This is a genomic window from Aeromonas sp. FDAARGOS 1417, assembly GCF_019046985.1.
Taxonomy (GTDB): Bacteria; Pseudomonadota; Gammaproteobacteria; order Enterobacterales; family Aeromonadaceae; genus Aeromonas; species Aeromonas veronii.
Genome location: NZ_CP077221.1, coordinates 1391389 through 1414739, shown reverse-complemented (window position 1 = coordinate 1414739; position 23351 = coordinate 1391389). Strand labels below are relative to the sequence as shown.

Sequence of the window (23351 nt, the reverse complement as noted above, 5' to 3'; positions counted from 1 at the left end):
GTCATGGTCCGCGCCGCGTCTAGCGTTGCGCGCCATTTTTGCGAGCTGATCAGGGCGTTGGCGAAAGGCTCGCCAACGCCACAGACCTCTGCTTTTTATCGCTGCCCCTGATAGAAGCGCGCCTTATTGGCATACATGGCGTCGTCAGCCACCCGGCTCAGCTCCGCCAGCGGTGTCTGGTCGCTGCTGCTCCAGCCGATGGCAAAACGCAGTGGGAAGCTGTGCTCCCCATGCTGCACAATGGCGTGCTGCTGGCTTGCCTCCAACCTGCCTGCCAGCAGCTGGCTGGCGAGGTGATCCGCCTCCGCCAGTAGGACGAACTCGTCGCCGCCGATACGGAAAATCTTCTCATCCTGACGGCAGAGGGTGCGCAGCTGGCGAGCCATCTGGATTAGCAGGGCGTCGCCTGCCTCGTGCCCATACTGGTCGTTGGTACGCTTGAGGCCGTTGAGATCGAGCATGAAGAGGGCGAGGTGACGCTCCGGATGGCGCGCCAGCACTGCTTGATAGTGGTGGAAGGCCTCTTCGAACGCCTGCCGGTTGGGTAGCCCGGTGAGGTTGTCGGTGCGGGCGACCCGCGCCAGCTCGTCGGTGAAGAGGCGCCCCTCGATGCCCACCGCCAACTGCTTGGCAAACAGCCGCAAGATGGCCCTGTCTTCGGACTCCAACCCTTCTGCGCTCACCATCAGATAGCCAAACAGCACGCCGCTTTGGCTGCCGGGCAGGGTCATGATCTTCCAGAGTGCGTTACCCCACTGGCATTCGGAGTGTTTGACCTCCTCATCCATCAGTTGAGCCAGTTTCTCCTGCAGGGCATCCCGCAAGGGGGCATCGACCCCCTGGGTCAGGGAGTAGTGAGGCTGGCCATCGCGGCGGATCACCAGCCCCCAGCGGTGGCCGGGATAGAGCTGCGAGAGTTGCAGCAGGGCGGAGCTGGCCAGCTCGGCAATATCGATATCCAGCTGCTGGTGCAGACCGAACTGCAACCAGGATTGCAGGATATGGCGGCTGCGCTCCTCCCGGCTCAGGGCCGAGCGCAGGGCGGTCGTTTGCGAGGCGACCTCTTGCTCCAGTTCGTCGTTGAAGCCGAGCAGCCGCTGGTTGAAGGCCTCTTTCTCGCTATTGGCCTGCTGCAGCTGTTCATTTTGCTGATAGAGCGCCCGCACCTGATCCGAGATGGTGCTCGCCATCTCCTGCAGCAACTGGCGCACCTCGTCGTACTCCACAAAGCGCAGCGGTGCCTGCCGTTGCTGGTAATTGCCCTTGCCATAGCTGCGCACCAGCGCGGCCAGCGAGCGCAGCGGTCGGGTGAGCCAGCGGGTGAGCCAGACGCAGCCGATGGCCACCAGCAGCAACATGACAGCGATGCTGACGGTCAGCAACTGCTGGGATTTGTTGAGCTCGCTGACCCTGTCATTGCTGTAGCTGTAGAGGGTGATGGTGGGGGTGATCTCCTGCTCCAGCTGGGGCCAGCCAATGGCCAGGGGCTGCGCCATCTTGCTTGGCTCCCTGTCATCCATGGCGTTGGCGCTCTGGTGAGCCCCTTCGTAAAGAGGGTTCTCGCCCTGGGAGATCACCAGATATTCGCTTCCCTTGAGATAGGGTTCCAGCAACTGGGCCATCTGCCGCCAGGGGAGAATGGCCATCACGAAGCCGGAAGGGGTCTGCATCACCCCTGCTCGCTGGTGGTTGCGATAGATAGGGGCCACCAGCGCCAGCCCGCCGCTGCGGTTTTGCTCCATGTCGTCGACCAGCACGGGATCATCGACGGGCAGCAGCAGATGCTTGCCCTGTTTCGCCTCGCGGGTCTTGCCCCAGGCCATCAGCTGCGGCATCAGGTCGCTCGACTCGAGGTGGGAGGCCTGGCCATTGATGTACTCCACCACCAACCCCTTGTCATCGATGAGGTAGGCCGAGGTGATCAGGCTGTTGGATTTGACAAAGGTGGCCAGCGCCAGCCGGGCATGGCTGGAGAAGAGAAAGTTGTCGAGGGCCTGATGGAGCACCCGATCCTGGCTGAGCTGATTGAGCTGGGTGCCGATCAGCTCGCTGCGAAAGCGGGCCTCGCGGGTCATGCTGGTGAGGGCCCGCTCCAGCTGCGACTGCTCGCTCTGGGCGATGATCTGGTGCTGGCGGATCAGCAGCACAGTGCTGGCCAGCAGTGCCGGCAGCAAGGCGACGGTGAACAGGATGATGATGAGGGTCGGGCCGAGCCGAAAGGTGCGATGTTTCATGGTGTTTTGACCTGCCGGTACTGCTGATCGGCCAGCTGCTGCATATAGCGGGCGGTGTCGGCGGCACTGATCCCCTCTTTAAAGCGCTCGAACCCTTTCTCCATCGCTTGCCAGGCGATGGACATGGCGCTGTCGGAGGGCATGGGGGTACTGAGGGTGAACTGTTCCAGCAGCACTTTTTCCTGAGGCGTGGGACGGCGGCTGATGGCGGTAAAAGACTGCTGATTGACCGGCAGCAGCGCCCCCTGATGATAGATGAACTGCTGAATATCCTGACGCTGGATAAAGGCCATCAATGCCTTGATGACGGGTTTCCGATCCTCATCGTCCATCGCCCAGCGGGAGGCTCCCATTACGTAGGCGCCGCTCATGGAGTGCATGGGATGGCTTTGCCAGCGGGGCAGCAGGGCAACGCCCAGCTTATCCCCCATGCTCTTCACCAGATCATTGAACGCCCAGTCCCCATTGATGAGGTAGGCGCTCTTGCCCTCATTGAAGCGGGCGAGGGCGGTGTCATAGTCGCACTCGGGATCGACCCACTGTTCGCTGGCGACGGTGCGGTAGGCCTCCAGCGCCTGCACCATGGCCGGGCTGTCGAGGGTGATGCGCCCTTCGGTCACCGGCGAGCCGCCAAAGGTGTGTAAAAAGGCGGCGAAGTAGTACATGTCGTGATAGGGCCAGCTGACGGGGTAGACCCCCTTGGTCTTGAGGGCCGGGGTGATAGCAGTCAGTTGCTGCCATTGGGTCACCGGAGTCGAGACCAGCGCCTTGTTGTAAAACAGCATCAGATGGTTGCCCTGCATCATGGGCATGCCCCAGCGTTGCCGATCCAGGGTGACATAGCGCAAGGCGCTGGCCATCAGCGCGGGGGAAAACCACTCGGCCGGGAGCGGGGCGAGGGTCATCTGGCGATAGAGGCCGATAAAATCGGAGGGGATTAGCATCAGATCGGGCAGCCCCCTGGCCTGAGCTGCCAGCAGGAGATCCGCCTTGATCTTGCCCGGCTCAATCTGGGTGACCCGTACTCTGTGGTTCCCCTCCTGATTGAAGCGGGCGATCACATCGTCGATCACGTAACCGGCTTGCTGGGAGTGCCACAGCTCCAGTTCAGGCTCCTGAGCCTGTAGGGGGTGGCTCAATGCGAACAGGCAAAGCAGCAAGAGATGATAAAAAGATCGTTTTCTGCTCATGTTATCATCACCGTTATTCCCTGAATTCCAAGGGAAAAATTTAACAAACTACCGGCAAGAACGGTAGGCTCGGGTGTCAACTAATTGACTGAAACAACAAAAAGCCCGGCGCGTGGGCCGGGCTGGGGGATAAATTGCTTATCCGCATATTCTTCGAGGCATCTATTGTGGATGTTGTTTGAGGATGTCGTATATCTCCTCTTTCAGTTTGAGTTTCTGTTTTTTCAGATCTCTCACCTCGGCGCTATAGTCGCTGGCGTGATGCTTTTCCAACTTTCTAATCTCCGCATCCAGGTCGTTGTGCAAGTCAAACTTCTTCTGGAAATGGACATCACTGCTCTTCAGTTTCGAGATGAGTTCTCTGTACTCTGGGAACATGTAATGGAGCCTCCTTGGTTTCGTTTGATTGTGCCTGTAAGACCAAAGCTACCCCTTAGTGCCGGGGATAAATGTGATCCTGATCGGATTTGGGGGCAATGATTTAGGGTATTCGGCGGGATATTTATAACTTGTTGAATCAAAACAAGATAAGTGATTTATCAATCTGAATGGTGAGCCAATCTGTGCGACAAGTCACAACAGGGGCAGTGTTGGCGTGAGGGTGCAGGATCAAAAAAGGGGCCGAGAGGCCCCTTTTTATGGATGCAGGCAACGTTACTCTTTATCTTCGTCCGCCTGCTCTTTTTTCTTTTTCTTCTCGGGCAGCGGCTTGCCATCGCGGTGGATCACCTTGCCCGCCTCAAAGCCAATCTGGGCCGCCAGCTCCTCCAGATCCGCCGACTTGGCCTGATCCCCGATGGCGTAGCGATAGTTGGCGATGGAGAGCTTTTCGGCCACCGGCGTGCCCGGGACGATAGGCTCGCGCCAGCCCTGGCCGATGTGGGCCACCAGGGTGCCGTTCATCAACAGCTCGCCGACGATCTCCTGGGTCGGATTGCCCTTGCCGTAGGTGAGACCCTGCGGGTGCTTCTTGCCGACCAGCGGCTCGTTGCTGGCGGGGATCAGCTTGGTGCGGATCAGCCACTTGGGCTTTTTGGTGTTGCCCACCGCCTTGCCGGTCTGGTACTCGTTGATCTTGATGGTCTTGATCATCTGGGCCATGAAGTCCTTGGTCAGCGCCTTCTGGGCGTCGCTGGTTTCATCGATGGCGATGGGGGCCACATACCAGGTCTGGGTGGCTTGAGCCTTGGGAGCGGCAGGGGCAGTTTGTGCCATGGCCAGGGGGCTGAGCAGGATGGCAGCCAGCAAGAGTCCTATCTTCTTCATTGTGATTCCGCTTTTGTTTCAACAAGAATTTTGTTTTGCCAGCGACGACTGCGCCAGCGCCAGAACATGGCCAGACCGCGCACCCACTCGTCGCAGGCCAGCGCCAGCCAGATACCGACCAGTCCATAACCCTGCATGATACCGAGGAAATAGGAGAGTGGCACGGCAATTCCCCACATGGAGAGCAACGCCATGTAGAGGGGGAAACGGGCATCCCCGGTGGCTCGCAGGGCGTTGATCACCACCAGATTGAAGGTGCGGCCGGGCTCGAGGATAAGGCTGATAAGAAACAGTTGCGCCACCTGGGTGATGATGTCGGCATCATCGGTAAAGAGGCTGATAATGGTGCGGCCATTGAGGGCTGCCGCCACGGCGATGACGCAGGTGACTGCCAGCCCCAGCTTGAGGCTTTTGAGCAGCTGTTGATAGGCGCGATCGAACTGCCTGGCCCCTGCCAGATGACCGATGATGATCTCGTTGCCAAGGCCGATAGAGAGGCCAAACAGCAGGATAAACAGGCAGATCTGAAAGAAGTAGGACTGGGTCGCCAGCGCCTTGTCACCCAGCAGTCCGACAAAGGCTGTCACCACCATAAACTGCAGCATCCAGGAGAGGTTCTCCCCTGCCGCCGGCAGGCCGATATGGAGTACCTTGCCCAGCATCTCCCGGCTGGGGTGGACGATATCGCGCACCACCAGTCGAATGCCGGTCTTGCGGGCTACCAGCCACACCAGCAGCACCACACCCACCAGTCGGCCCGCGACCGTGCTGATGGCGACACCGGCGACGCCAAGCTGGGGCAGGCCGAACCAGCCGTAGAGCAGCAGCAGGTTACCGACGAAGGTGATGAGGTTGACGATGAGGGTCACATACATCGCCTGACGGGTGTGGCCATGGGCGCGCAGGGTGGCCGCCAGACAGAGGGCTGCCGCTTCCGGCAACAGGCAGAGACCGATGATCTGCAAGTAAAGCGTCCCGTCGCTCATCAGGTTGGCAGGCAGGTTCATCAGCGCCAGCATGGTGCTGGCCCCCGCCATCACGCCGATGGCGGCCACCAGACCGATCAGCAGGTTGAAGCCGATGGCGGTGTGGATCACCACCCGACTCTTCTCCCGATCGCCCGCCCCCAGATACTGGGTGATCACCACGCTGGTACCGATACTGACGAAGCTGAACAATGTGATGGCGAGATCGAACACCTGATTGCCGACCGCCAGCGCCGCCACTCCCTGATAGGAGACGTGACCCACCATGAAGGTATTGAGGGCACCGGTCAGAAAGTGCAGGGCGAGATCGATAAAGAGCGGCCAGGTCAGCGCAAATAGCGTGCCCGGGCCTGCATGGGATTGAGATTGCATGGCATGTCCAACAGCTGGGAGGGCACGGGGGAGTGCCCTCTGGGGGCGCATTTAACACCAAGGCCAAGGCCGGTGCAATCCTTGTGCAGGATTGCACCGGCCAAGGGATCAGGCAGGCGTGGTGCCCGCCTCCTGTTCGCTTGGCAAGGTGAGGCGCGCCGAGTCGGGCAGGGCATCATCCTGCGGCCAATTTGAGCGGATGGCATCTGTGGTGCTCTCCACCACCGCATCATCCTTGAACACCGGCTCGCGATAGCAGCGGGTCAGGCGCAGCGCCTGATACATGTCGGGGCAGAGGATGATCCCTTCATCGCCTACCCGCACGCCTGCCTGCTTTAACCAGTGAGTCATCTGGCCGTGGCGACCCGCCATCACCATATGGATGCCGCGCCGTTTCAGCTCTTTGTGCAGTTCCCCCACCATGCTCATCACGCTGATGTCCTGATGGGTGAAGCAGGCGACCGCATCGATCACCAGACACTTGGGGGCTCGGGGATCCTGCACCAGCAGGGCCAGCACCCGGCGCTTGAAATAGGGGGCATTGAAGTAGGTCAGCGGCGAGTTGAAGCGATAGACCAGAATACCCGGGATCGCCTTGGCCTGTTCGTTATCCCCCAGGGTGCGCACCACCCCCTCGTCATCCATGCCGAGCAGTTGATCGGTGGGACGCATCACATTGCGCAGGAACTGGAACAGCCCCAGCAACACGGCGAGGGTGATCCCGGGGATCACCCCCATGGTAAGCACGCTGATAAAGGTGACCAGCGCCAGCCAGAAGGCGGAGCGATCGGAGTTACGCAGCGCCCAGAGGCCACGAAAATCGGTGAGCGACAGGGAGGCCATCACCAGTACCACCCCGAGGGCGGCGGTGGGAATATATTTGAGCGGCGCCGTCAGATAGAAGGTGATGAGGGCGATCACCGCCGCAGCGATGATGGAGACCAGCTGGCTCTTGCCGCCGTTGGCATCGTTGACCGCGGTGCGTGAATCCGCGCCACTGATGGCAAAGCCTTGCGAGACCGCCGAGGCGAGGTTCGCCATACCTAGGGCGCGAAATTCCTTGTCCGCGTCTATCTCGTAACCGTTCTTGGCGGCAAAGCTGCGGGCGGTCAGCATCATGGAGACGAAGCTCACCATGGCCAGGTTAAGCGCAGGTAGCACCAGCTCCCGCATCAGACCCGGGGGGAACTCCGGCATCTGGAACGCGGGCAGGCCGGAACCCACGGCCCCCAGGGTGGCGATATCAAACTGGCCGAGATTAAAGCCCCACACCAGCGCAGCGGTCACCACCATGGCCACCATGGAGGAGGGCCATGCCGGTTTGTAGCGCTTGGCCAGCAGCAGGGTGAGCAGGGCTACCAGACTCATGGCCAGGGTCGGCAGATGGGTCTGGGTGATATAGGTGGCCCCGCTGGCGATCCGCTCGATGAGGTAACGTTCGCTAAAGGTGAAGCCGAAGATCTTGGAGAGCTGGCCCACCATGATGGTGATAGCCACACCATTGAGCAGCCCCATCAGGATGGGGCGGGAGAGAAAGTCCGCCAGCACTCCCAGCTTGAAGCGGCTGGCAATCAGGCACCAGAAGCCGGTCATGGCGGTCATGGTCATCACCAGTTGCCAGTGACGGGTGGGGTCGCCTGCGGCCAGCGGCGTTACCACGGCGGCGATGACAGCACAGGTGGCGGCATCGGGGCCGACAATCAGCTGGCGGGAGGTGCCAAACAGGGCGTAGACCAGCATGGGCAGGATGCAGGAGTAGAGACCGACGATGGCACCCACCCCGGCAAGCTCGGCATAGGCGATGGCGACGGGCAGCGCCACTGCCGCCACCGAGAGTCCGGCGCGAAGATCTGGCATCAACCAGGCGCGCTGGTAATGCAGCAGGGCGGCGAGGCCCGGTAGCCAGCGTTCGAGAGAGAAGAAGTCGCGCATTATTTAACCCATTGAGTTACAACCAGCTTTTCCCCTAGTGTGCCCAAGGTTATCGAAAGATTGCAATCAGGTTATGGCCAGTTTACCTGAAGGTCAGGCCAGATAGCCTGCCAGCGTTTCTCCTTGATGCGCTGGGTAAAAATCTGTTTGTCCTGGCGACATCTGGGGTTGGCATTCACTTGCAGCGACCAGTTGATGGCAAAGCCGTAGGGGGCAAGCCACTCGAACTCGCCATCTCGGGTGAGGCGTACGCCTATGCAGGTGGGCACCTCGACCCAGTGGCTGAGCGCCTCAAGGCTGCTGGCAAACGGCGCTACCAGCTGACGAGTGTGCATGCGGGCCTGATTGCGCACTTCCCACTGCTGGCCGGGCAGGCGTTTGGCGAGCCAAGCTTCGTGCTCCGCTTCGGCCAGCCCTTGCGGGTCGCTTTTATCGAGATAGATAAGGTCGATATCGTTGAGCAGGGTGGGCACCGCCTTGTGGTGAAGGTGATCCCAGATGAGGTTGCGGATAAAACCAGCCCCCAGCGCCCAGTCGGGCAGATTGAGCTCGGCCGCGGCTTGCAGGCAGGCCATCCGCTGCGGATCGGCCCGCAGCAGGGCTTCTGTTTTGGCTTGGAATTGCTGTTCGAGGACGGTGTTCAGAGGTTCAGTTGTTGGCATTGCGGCGTAACCAGACATCAATGTAGCGGCAGCTCGGCACTATAGTGAGCCCCTCCGCCTGAGTCCAGTTGAAGAAGGCGCGCGCCAGCTGATCGGCAATCCCCTGCACCCGCAGCTCGGGGGGCACGAAGGTGCTGTAGGCGTCGATGGTCTTGGCATCGAGGCGCCGGTAGCGCAGTCTCGACTCTTTCCCCTCCACCATACAGATGAACTGCTGCTGGTTGGCTTGATGGATGATGTCGCTCATGGTGGGCACCTCTGGCATAAAGTTGGGTCTCTCGGCACAACATAACTGTTAGCCAAGGTATAGAACAGATAATGAGAGCCCGTGGTCAATATCATACCCCTTTGACAGAGGGTGCATCGATATCGCGATGCAGATCAAGGTGCCCGATGGTGAGTCGGGCACTGCGTTAGTGTCAGCACAAGAGTATTGGCAAAGGGGAGGGATCAGGCCCAGGCTCGCTCCAACAGAGTGAGTAACTGCTCACGGTCGGCGTCCTTGCGATTGAACAGAAGGGCGCCGTCGTTGATCGCCAGATCGCGGATCTCGGTCAGTAGCGAGCGATCGCTTACCCCTGCCTCGCTCATGGTGCGCGGCAGCTTGACCGCTTGCCACAAGGTGTCGCGCAGGGTGCGAATGGCTGTGATGGTCGCCTCTGCTCGCTGATGGGCCGGGGTGGCGGCAAAGCGCTCAGCACCTACCAGCGGCAACAGCAGCCGGGCCAGCTCGTTATCCACCTCGGGGCGGTTGTAGTCGAGCACGGTCGGCAAAAAGAGGTTCATGCACAGCCCGTGTGGCAGATGGCAGCGGGCTCCCAGACTGTGGCCGAGGGCGTGCACCAGCCCCACCATAGAGTTGGAAAAAGCCATGCCAGCCAGCGTGGAGCCTTCCGCCAGTTGCAGCCGCAGCTGTTTGTTTTGCGGGTCGTGGATGATTTGCGGCAGGGCGCTGGCGATCTTCTCCACTGCCATCAGGGCCAGCGCATCGCTCACCGGGTTCTTGGCGGTACCGATAAAGGCCTCGATGGCGTGGGTCATGGCGTCCATGGCGGTAGCGGCGGTGATATTGAGGGGCAGCCCCTGGGTCAGGCGCGGGTCGAGCACCGCCAGCTGGGGCAGCAGGAAGGGGGAGGTGAAGGGCACCTTGCGCCCGCTCGCCTCATCCTTGATCACTGCAACCAATGTCACTTCTGATCCTGTGCCCGCCGTGGTGGGCACCACCGCCAGCGGCTTGAGGGGACGGGTCAGGCAACCGGCGCCCGAGTAGTCGAGCAGATGATCCCCCCCCATGGAAGTGAGAATGTTGACTGCCTTGGCGGTGTCGATGACCGAGCCGCCCCCCAGCGCCACCAGACTGTCGCAGTCAAGCTCGCGGTAGCGTTTGGCGATCCGCTCCACCACGGCAGTGGAAGAGTCAGCCGGGATCTCGTCCCAGATGGCGGCGACCGGCAGTTCCCCCTCGGCCAGCACATTGGCCAGCAGGGTGGCAAGGCCGGTGGCATTGACCCCCTTGTCGGTCAGCAGCAGCGGGCGACGGGCACCCAGGCTGGCCAGCTCGCTGGCCAGCTGCTCCAGCGCCTGTTCACCGGCCAGCAGTTTGACCGGGCAGAAAAAATCGTAATAGCGGCTCATTTCAAGGCTCCTTGCGCGTTAGCCGGTCACCAGACCCAGATAGATGTTGCAGGCCCGGCCGATCTTGTTGGTCGGGGCGGGATAGTGGCGCAGCAGAGGCCGCGCGATAAAGGCGGGCAGGATCAGGGACTGCAACTGCTCAAGCCCCCGCACCAGATGCATGGCAACGGTCAGGTCTCCCTCCACCAGCAGCCGGTTTTCGCCAAATGCCTGATTGACCCCGAGCCGAAAACTCAGGGCGCGAAAGGCGATATTGGGATGCTTGAAGCGCACCCGCAGCGGATGGATGGTGGCATGAGGGGCGACTGGCGCGCCGGGATACCAGCGCCCACCCTGCTTGTGCATGTTCATGGAGTAGCCGATGCCGCCCACTTCGAGGCGGATTGCCAGCCCGTCCGGCAACGGCGCCAATTCGCGGCGTACCGCCTCATCGGTGCGGGCGGCGCGGCAGAGGGTACGACCCACCACCCAGAGCAGAGTGGTGATCCAGAGGCGGCGGCCAAGGGCTGCCGCAGGTTCAAACATCCGTGTTTGCATGAGGATTGGCTCCTGAGATGGCTGACCAGAAGAGGGCGAACGCACTGGCTTGCCAGTAGTCGTCCTCTCCCAGCTCCGGTTGATCGACAAACAGTGATGCGCAGGCGAGGAACTGGCCCTGACACACCTCCAGCAACAGTGGCGCGGGGGCCTGCATCAGCTCGCCGCTGGCCTGCCCCTTTGCCAGCAGGGCAGGCAGAAAGCGCAGGGCATCGTTCAGGATCTGGCTGCGGGCCGGTCTGGCCAGCAGCGGAGAGTGAAAGAAGCCCAGCACAAATTTGAGCTCATTGGGGTTAGCCTGCATCCACTCCATCGCCAGCTGCCAGTAGTGGCGGGTCTGGTCGTACAGCGGCAGGGTGGGATCTGCTTCATGGATGGCGCACCCCATCCGGGTTTTCACATCCTGATAGAGGGCGAGGATCAGCGCCTCCTTGCTCGGAAAGTGGTGGAACAGAGTGCCGTTGGCCACCCCGGCCGCCTTGGCGATACGGGCGGTGGCGGCCCCCTGCAGGCCATCTTCGGCGCAGAGGGCGAGGGCGGCATCCAGGATCTGGCGGCGCTTGTCGGTCATGGTTTGTGGCTGTGGGATAGCCTGATTCATTGTCATCTCCATCAGCGCAGGAAGAAGGCCATCATCAGCCTCTGGATCCAGCTGTGGTAGGGCGGATGGATCAGGGAGCCGGTGGTGAACTTGCCGCGGGTCAGCACGGTTTTCGCCTTGGAGAAGGTAAGAAACCCCTCGTGGCCGTGGTAGTGGCCCATGCCGGAGGCGCCGATGCCGCCAAACGGCACATCGTCGGCCGCCACCTGAAACAGGCTCTCGTTGATCGCCATGCCGCCGGAGTGGGTCTCCCGGGTCACTCGCGCCTGCAGCTCGGGGTCAAAGCTCATCAGATAGAGTGCCAGCGGGCGGGGCCGCTCAGCCACATAGGCGAGCGCCTCCTCCAGGGTGTCGTAGGGGATGAGCGGCAGCAGCGGGCCGAAGATCTCCTGCTGCATCACCTGACACTGGCCCGGCACTCCGGTCAGCAGGTGGGGCACCAGCAGGCGACGCTGGTCATCGCGGGCCGGGCTGCCACAGGGGTGGAGTTGGGCACCCGCCTGCTCGGCTTCATCCAGCCAGCTGACGAGACGTTGATACTGGCGGTCGTTGATGATGGCGCCGTAGTCGGCGCTATTGAGCCCCTGCGGGTAGAGCTTGCTGAAGTGGCGGCGATAGGCGGCGATAAAGTTATCCACCTCGCTACGGGGCAGCAGCACATAGTCGGGGGCGACGCAGATCTGCCCGGCGTTGAGGCTCTTGCCGAAGATCATCCGCTCGACCGCGGTGGCGACCGGCATGTCGGGGGCGATGAGACAGGGGCTCTTGCCACCCAGCTCAAGGGTGAGGGGGGTAAGCTGGGGCGCGGCGGCGGCCATCACCAGCTTGCCCACCATGGTGGAGCCGGTAAAGAGCAGGTGATCGAACGGCAGTGAGCTGAACGCCGCCGCCATCTGGGCATCTCCCTCGATGATGGCGATCTCGTTTTCGTCAAACACGCTGGTGAGCATGGTGCGCAGCACGGCATTGGTATGAGGGGTGAACTCGGAGAGTTTCAGCATCGCCCGGTTGCCCGCTGCGATGGCGGTGATGAGGGGGCCAAGGCTCAGCATTACCGGAAAGTTCCACGGCACGATAATGCCGACCACCCCGAGCGGCTGGAAGTGCACCTCTACTTTGGCGGGGGCCAGCAGCAGGCCGGTGTGACGGCGGTGGGGCTGCATCCAGCGTTTGAGCCGCTTCTGGGTGTAGTTGATCTGCATGATGCAGGGCAGCACATCGGCGATCAGGCTGTCGTAGTGGCTGCGCTGACCATAATCTGCCGCCAGCGCCTTGCACAGCTGCCCCTTGTGGGCGAGCAACGCCTGCTTGAGTTTGGTCAGCTGCGCCCGGCGCTCGGCCAGGGTTGGCATGGGGTGAGCCAGACTCGCCCGCTTGAGCCGCGCCAGCTGATCCGGCAGGGACAATTTGATGGCGAGGATATCCTCAGGAGTGTGTTGAAGCTGCGCCGCACCCATGTTGTTCTCCGCATGAAAAATGACCGACTGATTAGTCGGTCTAAATCTAGCTGTTTGTTACCGTAATGTAAAGCTGGCAAGCTGACTGCCGTTCACCATGAGCCGGACGCAAGAGAGAACTGTGTGTTTCCCCACACTTTTGTGGTTTGCTCGTTGGTGACTTATCCAATAAGGGGTAGTTTTTGGCTATTAACCTACACGGAGAGAGCACTATGACCAGGGAACTGAACAGCTTGTTGGCCCGACTTGAAGATGTGGTTGAGCGGATGCCGGATTGCTTCAACACCTACGAATTCGCCCAGAAGCTGGCACTGCAATATCAGCCGGAATTCTTTGCCGCGGGCCACTCTCTGGCCGAGCACGAGGGCAAGGTACTGCGGGTGCTGCACCAGAAGATCGCCGAAGCGCTGGCAGGCAGCGAGATGGTGATTGAAGGGGCGCTGCTCCCCTGCGTCACCCCCTGGGGGGAGAAGGCGACCTCACCGCGCTGGCACCGCAAGCACTGAGGGTCGGAGTAAGGCAGATCACTGCCAGATAGCAGATAACGAACAACGATAAAGGGCGCGGCGCTGGCAACAGGGCCGCGCCGTTTCTTGTGCAGATTGTCGCCAGCAGCGTGTCGTTGCCGAGAGCAAAGGCCCGCTCTGTGATCCCATGCCGGGATATGGGGGTGTCAGCCGGGTAGACTCTCCCTTTTGTCGCAGGGTTTGTCACCGTAGGAATTTATCATGACCCATAAAATCATTCTGGATACCGATCCGGGTATCGACGATGCCATGGCCATCCTGTTTGCCGAGGCCCACCCCGCCATCGAGCTGCTCGCCATCACCACAGTTTTTGGTAACGCCACCATCGACAATGGCACCCGCAACGCCCTCTGGCTCAAGCAGAAGTACGGCATGAAGGCGGATGTGGCCAAAGGCGCTGCCGCCCCGCTGCTGCGCGAGCCGGTCGGCCCCACCACCATAGTCCACGGCCCGAGCGGCTTTGGCGACATGGAGGCGGGGGAGGTGACCATAACCCCGGATCCCCGTCCTGCCTGGCAGTACATAGTCGAGGCGGTGAAAGCCGCGCCGGGGGAGATCACCCTCGTCACTATCGGCCCGCTGACCAATCTGGCGCTGGCGCTGCAACAGGCCCCCGAGATTGTCTCGCTGGTGAAACAGGTGGTAGTGATGGGCGGCGCCTTTGGCGTCAACGGCCATCGTGGCAACGTCACCCCCTATGCCGAAGCCAATATCCACGACGATCCCGATGCCGCCGACAGGGTCTTTACCGCCGATTGGCCGGTGGTGATCATCGGGCTGGATGTGACCCAGCAGAGCTTCTTCAGCAGCGCCTATCTGGATGAGCTCAGGGACAAGGCGGGGGAGCCGGGCCGCTTCCTGTGGGATGTCAGCCGCTTCTACCTGCGCTTCTACTCCGAGAAGCTGGGGCTCTCTGGTTGCCACGTTCACGATCCGTCCGCCATCGCCTATGTCATTGACCCGACCCTCTTTACCCTGCGCGAGGGGCCGGTGCGGGTGATTACCAGCGGCCCGGCCATCGGCCACACCCTGCAAAAGTTCGATGGCAAACGTCACTCCCACGATGATTGGGCAGCCTATCGCCCGCAGCAGGTCGGGGTGGCGGTGCGCGATGAAGCCTTGCTGGCGCTCTATCGCGAGACGCTGGTGGGCTGGGGCAAGGATTGCTGAGCAAAGAGGCGCTATTACGTTGAGGCGGGGGCTGTGATCGGCGCCAAACAATCGGAACGCTCGGCCGCTTATACTGCCTTATATCAAGAGCTTGGGAGGGATGAAGATGGCCTGGATTTCCTTGATAGTGGCGATAGCCCTGATCTGGTGGTTGATGAAGCTGGGGCGTGGTGCCCTGTTCGAAATCCGCCTTGCCCCCGGCAAGGTAGTGGTCAAGCAGGGCAAGGTGTCACCCGCCTTTATTGAGCATGCCAAGCAGATCCTGCGCCACGACACGGTGCGCGGTCGCATTGTGGGGCAGCGCGATGGCGATGGCGTCAAGCTGATCTTCTCCCGCTCCATCCCCGAACCGGTGGCCCAGCGCTTTCGCAATATCTTCCCCTATGGCGATTACCGCCAGCCAACGGCGCCGCTGCCGGGGCCCAAATCCCGCAAGGGATAAGTACCGGAACGTGGTTCATCAATAGCAAACGGGCCTCCAGTGGAGGCCCGTTTTTTATGGCACTTGGCCAAGAGAGAGCTGACAGCCCTTACTCCTTACCGTGCAGCTCGCGCTGGGCTTTGACCGCCGCCGCCTTGACGGCGGTGCCTTCATTGCCCCAGGAGGCGCGCAGGGTGTTGACCAGCTCGGCGAGCCGCTCGTCATCCATGGTCCAGCCATAGCCCGGCATGTGGTAACCCAGATGGTCGTGGGTAACCGGTGTTTCGGCGCCGTGCAGCAGCACGTTGATCAGGCTCGACGGATCGCTCGCCAGCACGGTGCGGTTGTTGACCAGCGAAGGGATGACGTGGTCATTGCCCTGGCCGTTGACCCCGTGACAGGTGGAGCAGTACATGGCGTAGTCCGCCTTGCCGCTGGCACTGGCGTAGGCACGGGCCCCTTTCTCCACGACCGGCTCATCTTTCAGATCGGTCAGATAGGTGGCGATGCTGGCCAGATCGGCGTCGCTGAAATACTGGCTGCTGTGAGTGATCACTTCCCCCATGGGGCCCGCGACCGCTTCATGCTGGCTGCGGCCGGTTTTCAGCAGGTCGATCAGCGCCTGCTTGCTGTAACGGCTGCCGCGAATATCGGGGGCATACCAGCCATCCAGCGCCGCCCCGCTCAGGTAGACGGGATCCGCCTCGGTCAGCGCTTTCTCCTGCATCCCCAATCCGCGTGGGGTGTGGCAGCTGCCGCAGTGACCGGCACCCTGCACCAGATAGGCGCCGCGGTTCCACTCTTCGCTCTTGCCAGCCACCGGGGTGAAGCGGCTGTCATCGTGGTAGACCCAGTTCCAGCCCATCAGCGGCCAGCGCATGTTGAGGGGCCAGGGGATGTCACTCTCCTTGTTGGCGATGGCCAGCGGCTGTACCTCCTTCATCAGGTAGTGATAGAGATCTTCGAGATCCTTATCGCTCATCTTGGTGTAGGCGGTGTAGGGCATGGCCGGATAGAGGCGATGACCATCGCGGGCCACCCCTTCACGCATCACCTTGATGAACTCCGGCAGGCTGTAGTTGCCGATACCGTGGGTCTTGTCGGGGGTGATGTTGGTGGCAAATACGGTGCCGATGGGGGTTGGGAACCCTTTGCCGCCCGCCAGCGGCTTTCTGGTTTCGCTGGTGTGACAGGCAGCGCAATCGCCGAGCTTGGCCACGTATTCCCCCGCAGACATGGCGGGGGCTGCGTTGGCGGCAAGGGCGGGCAGGGCCAGCAGCAGGGCGCTGGCGGTCAGTGACAGGGCGCGGCTCATTGGGCACCTCCCTTGCTAATGGCTACCAGCTCGTTGACGGCGCGCCATGCTTCGTCGATGGCGGCGTGGGCGTAGGGGCTCCAGCCTGCATCCGAGTTGGCGATGGTGATGTTGCCGATCGGCTGGCGACCCAGTTCAATCCATTTTTCGCACTGCGCTTCGTCATCAAACAGGGTGTTGGTGACATAGGAGTAACCGTGAGACCAGCGGTTGACCGTGATGGCGAGGATATCCTGCTCATGGTTGAAACCGGCGCTGCCCAGCATCCCCTGCAACTGCTTGCGGATCATCTGCTCATGCTGTTCGAACGGCATGCCGAGGATCATGGCGCGCCCCTTGCGGGACTGTTCGCGTGCCGAGAGGCCGCTGCCCGGCAGGGTCGGTACATAGACCATGTGCAGGCACATCGGCTGATCCGGGCTCTTGGGATGCTCATAGCCACCCATGCTGACCGGATAGTCGAGCTTGACCCGGCTGTAGGGTGCGGCGGGGGAGTAGACCTCGTGCACCCCGAGCTTGACGAAGGCTTGCCAGTTCTTGATCACCACCTTGGTGTAGACCAGCGGCGCCTTGGCATTCTGGCGCAGCGCCTCCTTCTGGGGCTCCGGCATCTCGGGCACCATGTAGGGGATCATCATGTTGTAGCCAGCCATGATCGACTGCTTGGCCCGCACCCGGTGCAGTTTCCCCTCCTTGATGTAGGTGACATCCACCGCCAGCTTGCCGTCGGCGAGGCGCACGTTTTTGGCCTGCAACGCCGTGCTGCCAAGGCGCAGTTGCACCTTGTGCTCCGGCAGGTCGAGTTTGCTGTAGTCAAACTTGGCCAGCACCACATCCTGCATGGTGTGACCCGGCGCCACCTGCGGAATGAGCTTGCGTACCATCAGGCGGGTGAGACCGGCGTTGCCATCGGGGAAGTGGAAAATGTAGGGATCGTCCAGCTCCGCCTGCTCCTCGGCATCCAGCGGCGTCAGATTGAGGCCGTCGAAACCCGGCAAGGCGCAGAGGCGCGCATCGGCGCAGGCGGTGGCGTCGATGCCGACCGCCTGGAAGTCGTTGGTGCGCTGCTGGAAGTAAGTGATCGCCCGCTCGCTGAGACCCACTTTATCGCGCAGGAAGGTGGTGTAGCTGTTGCGGGTGACCCACTCGTCCTGCTGCTCGCGGGTCATGCCGCTCAGGTAGTCGATCTTCGATTCGTGCAGGGCCAACAGGGCGGCCTTGTCGGCATCATCGAGGGGGAAGTCACCGATAAACTCTGCCAGCGGCCGGCCATTCAGGCGATCGCGCGGGATGTCATCCGCCACGTTGTGACCCGGATCGCCGTTCACTATCTTGTTGACGCCAAAGTGCTTCTCGTCGAAATAGACGCCGCGGCTCAGCCCCAGATCCGGATAGAAGGTCTGCTGGAAACCGGCGGCCAGCTCGTCGATGTTGACCTCCAGCGCCTTGAGCAGACCGAGCGCAACCGGGCTGTAGACCGAACGCGGTGATTGCAGGGATTCACTGCCGCCGTAACCCAGACGCAGGCCATCGGGGGTGGTGAACTCGTTGCGCTTGGCGTGGCCGCCAAAGTCGTCGTGGTTGTCGAGCAGCAGGATCTTTTTATCCGCGCCGAGCAGTTGCTGATAGAAGCAGGCGGCGGCCAGACCGCTGATCCCGGCGCCGACGATCACCAGATCGTATTCTCCCTCAAGGGGAATATTGGCAAAGTCATACTGCTTACCGTCACGGGCGATGCTGTGGGCCGGTTCGAAGGAGCCCGGGTGATTGCCGCGCAGCCCGGTGAGGGCGGGCGGGTAGGCTAGGGTTTTATCCGCCAGCGTGCTGCCGCCTTCGGCAGCCTTGAGCAGATTGATGGGAGCGACGCCTGCCGCAATGGTGATGGCAACGCCGTTGAGAAAATCTCTGCGTGTAATACTCATGGCTATCCCTGTGTTAGGAGAAGTAATGAATAAGTGGATTCATTATGGGAGGGAGACACAGATCCTGTTCAGGATTGGGCGCCGAATCTACCGCTATCCTCACGCTGAGTCCATACGATTGCTAATGGATTATTAAGCACCATTTTCCTGCTTGTGACGAGAGTGATGCGCTGATGGGGGTGATTTGCCCTGTTGAAGGGCAAATTATCTTCCGGCTCGGTCGGTCAATGATTGCCGCAGCTGATTAGTTTGGGAGGCGTTCGGGCATCATTGTCGACTCGGGGGGATGATCGCGCTAAGCTCTTAACTACTTGTTTTATCGACTCTCTTTTTATTCATAGGCATAAAGGCCACTCAGGAGGCGCAATGAACTGGTATATCTCGGTCCTCAAGCAATATGCGGTATTCAGCGGGCGGGCCCATCGCACCGAATACTGGATGTTTGTGCTGTGCAACGTCATCGTCATGCTGTTGCTCGGCATGGTGGACAAGCTGATCGGCGGCGACAATGAGCTGATAAGCTCCATCTATTCGCTAGCGGTGCTGCTGCCATCGCTGGCGGTGGCGGCCCGTCGCCTGCACGATACCGATCGCAGCGCTTGGTGGCTGCTGCTCGGGCTTATCCCCATTATCGGTACTCTGGTGCTTATCTACTTTATGGTCTGCAATGGCCAGCAGGGACCAAACCGCTTCGGTGATGATCCTAAAGCGGCCCCCTCGCAGGGCTTTATCGTCAGCTAACGGGCGCGGATCAGCCAATCATCGGTCAATAAAAAGAGAGGGAGGCATCACGCCTCTCTCTCTTTTTCGTGTTGATTGTCGATCAACGCTCGATCAGCGGTGCTGATCGGTAGCTCCACATGCCGTAGGTGCGCAGGGCGTCGCGGTAGATGCCGAGCAGCTCGCTCTCGCTCGGGGTGGCCAGCTCCTCGAGGGGTTTGTCGGGGTAGCTGACGCTCGCCACCTTGATGTTGGCCGGGCCAATCTGGTCGCAGGCGATTTCCAGCACCGTCTGACCGCGGCGCACATGGCTGGCGGAGCTTACCAGCACCGCATAGTCAATTTGGTGGCGGGCGAGGGCATAGGCGCTATAGAGGGCGTTATCCACCGTGCTGGTGGCGTAGTTCTCTTCAATCAGGCGGCTGCGGTCGATGCCGTGGTTGGCCAGCCAGTCGGCCATCAGCTTGCCCTCGGTCTGGCGGTTCTGGGGCACGCCGCCGGTCAGGATGATCAGCGCTTCCGGGTCGGCTTTGGCCAGCTCAAGGGTGGTTTGCAGGCGGCCCAGCAGGATCTTGTCCATGCTGCCGTCGGGATTGAGGGCGTAGCCCAGGGTGACGATGGCGCGCTTGCCCTCCCTGCTGGCCTTGACCTGATCCTCGGTCAGTTCGGTCTGCAGCGGGGCGGCGGTGATCCGCTGTACCCGGGCGATGATCTCCTCCAGATCGGCGGCGCGGCCACTGTTGCGATCCGCCACTTTCGCCAGATAGCTGCGGGAGGCCTCCTTGTTACCCTTCACCAGCTGCCAGATGGCGAGATAGCTGTTGATGTCGAGATCATCTGGGGCGACGGCCTGCGCCTGCTCCAGCAAGGTGATGGCGCGGCTCAGGTTGCCGTTGTAGATCTGGGCGTTGGCCGCCGAGATGAGCAGGTCGGTGCGGTAGGGTTCAAGCTGGTAGGCTGCCAGCAGCCGCTCGGTCACCAGCTCCATATTGCTCGGCATCTTGGCGGTAAAACCGGCGTGGGAGATCTTGGCAGGCGACTTGTAGATCTGCAGCGCTTCGCCGAGCAGCATGTCCACCGCCTGGCGTTTGCTGACCAGGGTATTGAGGTCGTGCTCCATCTGCATCGAGCTCTCGGCCGCTTGCAGGGCGAGGGGGGAGAGCGCCAGCAGGCCGCCGAGGGTGAGGGCAAGAAGGGTCTGTTTCATCAAAAGGTCCTCTGTCGGGCTGAATCGCGCCGTGGCGCAGCGGCTTGCGGGCCGATGCGACGAGGCAAATGTGCGTCAATTCAGTCTGTTAGTGCCAAAGAGGGGGCAATATAGCAGCTAACGGCGTGGCAAACTGTGAGTCGGAGCGGGTCGTCGGGTGATGCCACACCAGTGGCCGCAAAAATGGCCGCAACGGGTCAGCAGCCATCTGAAACAGGGGGAGCGTGACTCCCCCTCCCTCTGTTGCGATGCAAGACAGATGGTGTGTCAATCTATCTGCTGATGAGTATTCGCGGTCAGTTCCACATCGGGGCGACGCGGGCTTCCAGCGTCTCTTGCTGCTCTTCGGGCATATCGCTGAAGAAGTTGAGCTGGGTTTGCTCCTCCACCTCACGTACCGAGACCCGGTAGTCGGCGATCTGGCTGATGGGCACCTCTTCCTGCGGCATGATAAAGGCGATGGCCTGCAGTCTGGCCGGGTCCATCACGATCTTGTAGTAGGCGCTCGGGATCGCCACACCCTGACCGATGGACTCTTCAGAGCCGGTAAAGATGGGGCCGGTGATCACCTGCACATCCTTGCGGGAGACCGCCCACTTGTTCACCTTGTCCTCCAGCACGCGCCACGCCTTCTGGTTGAGCACCCCGATCTGCGGCGTCATGTTGCTCAACAGGAAGCTCTCTTTCATAGTGTTCTTGTTCGATTTCATGTCCCCCGCCGGGGCCTGATGGCCACGGTCGTAGCCCGAGCCCTTGTAGTCGGAGAGGGTGGCGCGGTAGGCAACCGGGATCTCCCTGTCCTCGGCGAAGGCATCCTTGCGGGGCACTGTGCCCTGTGCGCTCTGGGCGGTCATCCGGTAGGAGACCCAGTCCGCCACCTTGTAGTCGTAGTTGTAGCCGACGGCATACCCTTCACGACAGAGCTTCTGATCCGATTCGGAGGGCAGACCAAAGCGCACGTGGTCGCCACACGCCCAGTGGGCGGCCAGCAAGGGGGTAGTCGTGAGGGTGAGGGTAACAGCCAGAACCAATTTATTGATTTTTATCATTTTTGTGATGCTCCAGTTTAGTAGGCGGAGCCATTTGACATGAGATCTGACCAGCGCTTCAATTGCTGTTTTTTTACACGTCACCGTTCTGTGACGGCTCGCCAAGATCCGTGATGTGACAGGTTAATATGTTTTAAATCAGTGGCTTGGTCGGTGGGATGATATGCGGTTGCTCGGCAGGTAACGAAAAGGGGCCCGTGATGGGCCCCTTGTTATAGGTGGAGTCTGACGGTTATCAGGCGGCGTTTACCTTGTTGCCCAGCGTGCGGGCCAGCAGCGCTTCCGGATTGTGAATCGCCTCCTTGGTCTTCACATCGATGACCTCGATATTGGTGAAGCGCTCGCGGTTCTTGATAGCCACGTCGTGGGCGAAGATGACATAGCGTGCATTGGCGACATCTTTGGCGGTAATGCGGTTGATGATGCCGTTGGCGCCCTGGGTCTCGACCTTGAGCTTGATCCCCTGCTTGGCGGCAGCCTTCTGCAGGCTCTTGGCGGCGAGGAAGGTGTGGGCCACGCCAGACGGGCAGGCAGTGATGGCCAGTACGTCTGCTTCCCCTTCCGCTTCAATGATCTCGAAGCTGGTTTGGGTGGTGGTCACGTCATCTTCTTCGCTCACCGGCTTTTTCAGCAGGTTGACGATGATGGCGGTGGTCAGGGCGCCGAGGATGGTACCCAGGATGTAGCCCATCTTGCCTTCAACAACCGGCAGGACAATCCAGCCACCCCAGGGGGCGTGGTTGATACTGTGCATCATAAAGCCAGTGATGTTGCCGACGATGCCGCCTGCGACGATGGCCGGGATAACACGCATGGGGTCAGCAGCGGCAAACGGGATGGCACCTTCACTGATACCGATCATGCCCATGATGGCGGCCGCTTTACCGGATTCACGCTCCTCTTTCTTGTAACGCTTCGGAGACATGAAGGTCGCCAGCGCCATACCCAGCGGCGGCACACAGATGGCGATACCGACGCCGCCCATCAGCCAGGGCTGGGTGTTGACCTGAGTCTGGGCAAACAGGGTCGCAACCTTGTTGACCGGGCCGCCCATATCGAAGGCGGTCATACCACCCAGAATGGCACCCAGCATCACTTTACCTGAGCCCGCCATGCTGGAGAGCCAGTGGTTCATCCCTTCCATCATGGCGGCGATCGGGGCACCGATCCCCCACATCACAATGCCACACACCAGGAAGGTACCGATCAGCGGATAGATGAAGATAGAACCAAGGGAGGTCATGGAGTCAGGCAGCTTGATCCGTTTGAGCTGATTGACCACGAAACCTGCGATAAAGCCCACCAGAATGGCGCCGAGGAAACCGGTTTGATAGTGCTGAACGGCAATCCAGGAGCCGATCATGCCCGGGGCCAGGCCCGGCTTGTCAGCCAGCGAGTAGGCGATGTAGCCACCCAGTACGGCAGTAAACAGAGTCAGACCGGCGATACCCATAGTCGCCATGTCTTTGAGGAAGCCCGCTTCCGGCACGGCGCCCTTGCCGCTCATCATCACCGACAGTGACAGCAGTACACCGCCCGCCACGATGAAGGGGATCATGTGGGAGGTACCAAACAGCAGGTGCTGCTTCATGGTATTGAGGCGATCCTTGAAGGTGCGCTCTTCCGGGGCCGCCGGGGCAGTGGCTGCCGGTTTGGCGGCTGGCGCCGGTTTTTCCGCTTTCGGGCCTTGCTTGAGCAGGGTCAGGGCTTGCTCGACGGTAGTGGCCGCCTTCATCTGCTCGATAAAGCCCGGCTCCAGCAGACGGGTAGATAGCTCGGCCAGCACTTCGATGTGGTGGTTGGCGCCGCCATCCGGGGAGGCGATCATGAAGATCAGCTGGGTCGGCTTGCCATCTTCGGCGCCGTACTCGATACCCTGACGGCTGACACCGATGGCAATGGCCGGACGGCTGACCGCCTTGCTCTTGGCGTGGGGCAGGGCGACACCCTGCTCGAAGCCGGTGCAGTCCAGCTGTTCGCGGGCCCAGATATCCTTGACGAATTGTTGTTGATCAGACACGGCGCCATCGCGCGCCAGCATCTGTGCCATCTCGTCGAACAGGGCCTCCTTGCTGGTGGCCTTCAACTCCAGGCAGATGAGTCTGCCGTTGGTCATGGTGGGTAACATATTACACTCCTGGCTCCGTT

At 61.1% G+C, this 23351-nt stretch carries 21 protein-coding genes; 4 read left to right on the top strand and 17 right to left on the bottom strand.

What is annotated here, in order from left to right; all coding sequences use genetic code 11:
* Nucleotides 1–95 precede the first annotated feature (95 nt).
* The 12 genes from I6L47_RS06190 to I6L47_RS06135 all read right to left on the bottom strand — a co-directional run bounded on the left by I6L47_RS06190 (nucleotide 96) and on the right by I6L47_RS06135 (nucleotide 12872).
* Complete coding sequence (locus tag I6L47_RS06190; protein WP_216948910.1) at nucleotides 96–2234, bottom strand: diguanylate cyclase; 2139 nt, start codon at nucleotides 2232–2234, stop codon at nucleotides 96–98.
* Nucleotides 2231–3424, bottom strand: coding sequence for an extracellular solute-binding protein (locus I6L47_RS06185; RefSeq protein ID WP_216948909.1), 1194 nt, complete (start codon nucleotides 3422–3424; stop codon nucleotides 2231–2233). Before I6L47_RS06185 ends, I6L47_RS06190 begins: the two co-directional genes overlap by 4 nt.
* 162 nt (nucleotides 3425–3586) lie before the next feature.
* Entirely contained in the window at nucleotides 3587–3802 is a 216-nt protein-coding gene (locus I6L47_RS06180; protein ID WP_005337763.1) for a YdcH family protein, read from the bottom strand.
* Between the two features lie 276 nt (nucleotides 3803–4078).
* Nucleotides 4079–4690, bottom strand: coding sequence for a hypothetical protein (locus I6L47_RS06175; protein WP_021230678.1), 612 nt, complete (start codon nucleotides 4688–4690; stop codon nucleotides 4079–4081).
* Nucleotides 4687–6048 (bottom strand): MATE family efflux transporter, encoded by a 1362-nt coding sequence (locus I6L47_RS06170; RefSeq protein WP_005361670.1) that lies wholly within the window; start codon nucleotides 6046–6048, stop codon nucleotides 4687–4689. Before I6L47_RS06170 ends, I6L47_RS06175 begins: the two co-directional genes overlap by 4 nt.
* 108 nt (nucleotides 6049–6156) lie before the next feature.
* Nucleotides 6157–7980, bottom strand: a complete 1824-nt coding sequence (locus I6L47_RS06165) for a SulP family inorganic anion transporter (protein WP_216948908.1) — start codon at nucleotides 7978–7980, stop codon at nucleotides 6157–6159.
* 71 nt (nucleotides 7981–8051) lie between these two features.
* Nucleotides 8052–8642: a nucleotidyltransferase family protein gene (locus I6L47_RS06160; protein WP_216948907.1), complete on the bottom strand. Its 591-nt coding sequence runs from the start codon at nucleotides 8640–8642 to the stop codon at nucleotides 8052–8054.
* Nucleotides 8629–8889, bottom strand: a complete 261-nt coding sequence (locus tag I6L47_RS06155) for a GNAT family N-acetyltransferase (protein ID WP_005337747.1) — start codon at nucleotides 8887–8889, stop codon at nucleotides 8629–8631. The genes I6L47_RS06160 and I6L47_RS06155 overlap by 14 nt, the downstream gene beginning before the upstream one ends.
* 203 nt (nucleotides 8890–9092) lie before the next feature.
* Nucleotides 9093–10277 carry an iron-containing alcohol dehydrogenase gene (locus tag I6L47_RS06150; RefSeq protein WP_216948906.1) on the bottom strand — a complete coding sequence of 395 codons (1185 nt, stop codon included), beginning with the start codon at nucleotides 10275–10277 and terminating at the stop codon, nucleotides 9093–9095.
* Nucleotides 10278–10295: 18 nt separating this feature from the next.
* Nucleotides 10296–10814, bottom strand: a complete 519-nt coding sequence (locus tag I6L47_RS06145; protein WP_216948905.1) for a hypothetical protein — start codon at nucleotides 10812–10814, stop codon at nucleotides 10296–10298.
* Nucleotides 10795–11415 carry a TetR/AcrR family transcriptional regulator gene (locus tag I6L47_RS06140; protein ID WP_216948904.1) on the bottom strand — a complete coding sequence of 207 codons (621 nt, stop codon included), beginning with the start codon at nucleotides 11413–11415 and terminating at the stop codon, nucleotides 10795–10797. The genes I6L47_RS06145 and I6L47_RS06140 overlap by 20 nt, the downstream gene beginning before the upstream one ends.
* Before the next feature lie 11 nt (nucleotides 11416–11426).
* Complete coding sequence (locus I6L47_RS06135; protein WP_216948903.1) at nucleotides 11427–12872, bottom strand: coniferyl aldehyde dehydrogenase; 1446 nt, start codon at nucleotides 12870–12872, stop codon at nucleotides 11427–11429.
* Nucleotides 12873–13084: 212 nt separating this feature from the next.
* Between I6L47_RS06135 and I6L47_RS06130 the strand changes: the two genes are divergently transcribed.
* From I6L47_RS06130 to I6L47_RS06120, 3 genes are all read left to right on the top strand, one after another.
* On the top strand, nucleotides 13085–13378 hold the full coding sequence (locus I6L47_RS06130) for a hypothetical protein (protein ID WP_005353197.1): 294 nt from the start codon (nucleotides 13085–13087) through the stop codon (nucleotides 13376–13378).
* A gap of 222 nt (nucleotides 13379–13600) precedes the next feature.
* Nucleotides 13601–14569, top strand: a complete 969-nt coding sequence (locus I6L47_RS06125) for a nucleoside hydrolase (RefSeq protein ID WP_101529747.1) — start codon at nucleotides 13601–13603, stop codon at nucleotides 14567–14569.
* A gap of 106 nt (nucleotides 14570–14675) precedes the next feature.
* Nucleotides 14676–15011 (top strand): DUF3634 family protein, encoded by a 336-nt coding sequence (locus I6L47_RS06120; protein WP_005353195.1) that lies wholly within the window; start codon nucleotides 14676–14678, stop codon nucleotides 15009–15011.
* An 88-nt stretch (nucleotides 15012–15099) separates the two neighbouring features.
* Here the strand turns inward: I6L47_RS06120 and I6L47_RS06115 are convergent, their stop codons facing one another.
* Together I6L47_RS06115 and I6L47_RS06110 are read right to left on the bottom strand one after the other, a co-directional pair.
* On the bottom strand, nucleotides 15100–16305 hold the full coding sequence (locus I6L47_RS06115) for a cytochrome c (RefSeq protein WP_216948902.1): 1206 nt from the start codon (nucleotides 16303–16305) through the stop codon (nucleotides 15100–15102).
* Nucleotides 16302–18227, bottom strand: a complete 1926-nt coding sequence (locus I6L47_RS06110) for an FAD/NAD(P)-binding protein (protein ID WP_216948901.1) — start codon at nucleotides 18225–18227, stop codon at nucleotides 16302–16304. The genes I6L47_RS06115 and I6L47_RS06110 overlap by 4 nt, the downstream gene beginning before the upstream one ends.
* A 366-nt stretch (nucleotides 18228–18593) precedes the next feature.
* On the opposite strand from I6L47_RS06110, the gene I6L47_RS06105 reads away from it, so the two are divergent.
* Complete coding sequence (locus I6L47_RS06105; protein WP_216948900.1) at nucleotides 18594–18968, top strand: DUF805 domain-containing protein; 375 nt, start codon at nucleotides 18594–18596, stop codon at nucleotides 18966–18968.
* 82 nt (nucleotides 18969–19050) lie between these two features.
* On the opposite strand, the gene I6L47_RS06100 is transcribed toward I6L47_RS06105, so the two are convergent.
* From I6L47_RS06100 to I6L47_RS06090, 3 genes are all read right to left on the bottom strand, one after another.
* Nucleotides 19051–20154 (bottom strand): YdcF family protein, encoded by a 1104-nt coding sequence (locus I6L47_RS06100; protein WP_111899504.1) that lies wholly within the window; start codon nucleotides 20152–20154, stop codon nucleotides 19051–19053.
* Between the two features lie 296 nt (nucleotides 20155–20450).
* Complete coding sequence (locus I6L47_RS06095) at nucleotides 20451–21203, bottom strand: DNA/RNA non-specific endonuclease (RefSeq protein ID WP_216948899.1); 753 nt, start codon at nucleotides 21201–21203, stop codon at nucleotides 20451–20453.
* A gap of 235 nt (nucleotides 21204–21438) precedes the next feature.
* On the bottom strand, nucleotides 21439–23331 hold the full coding sequence (locus I6L47_RS06090; protein ID WP_216948898.1) for a PTS fructose transporter subunit EIIC: 1893 nt from the start codon (nucleotides 23329–23331) through the stop codon (nucleotides 21439–21441).
* Between the last annotated feature and the right edge of the window lie 20 nt (nucleotides 23332–23351).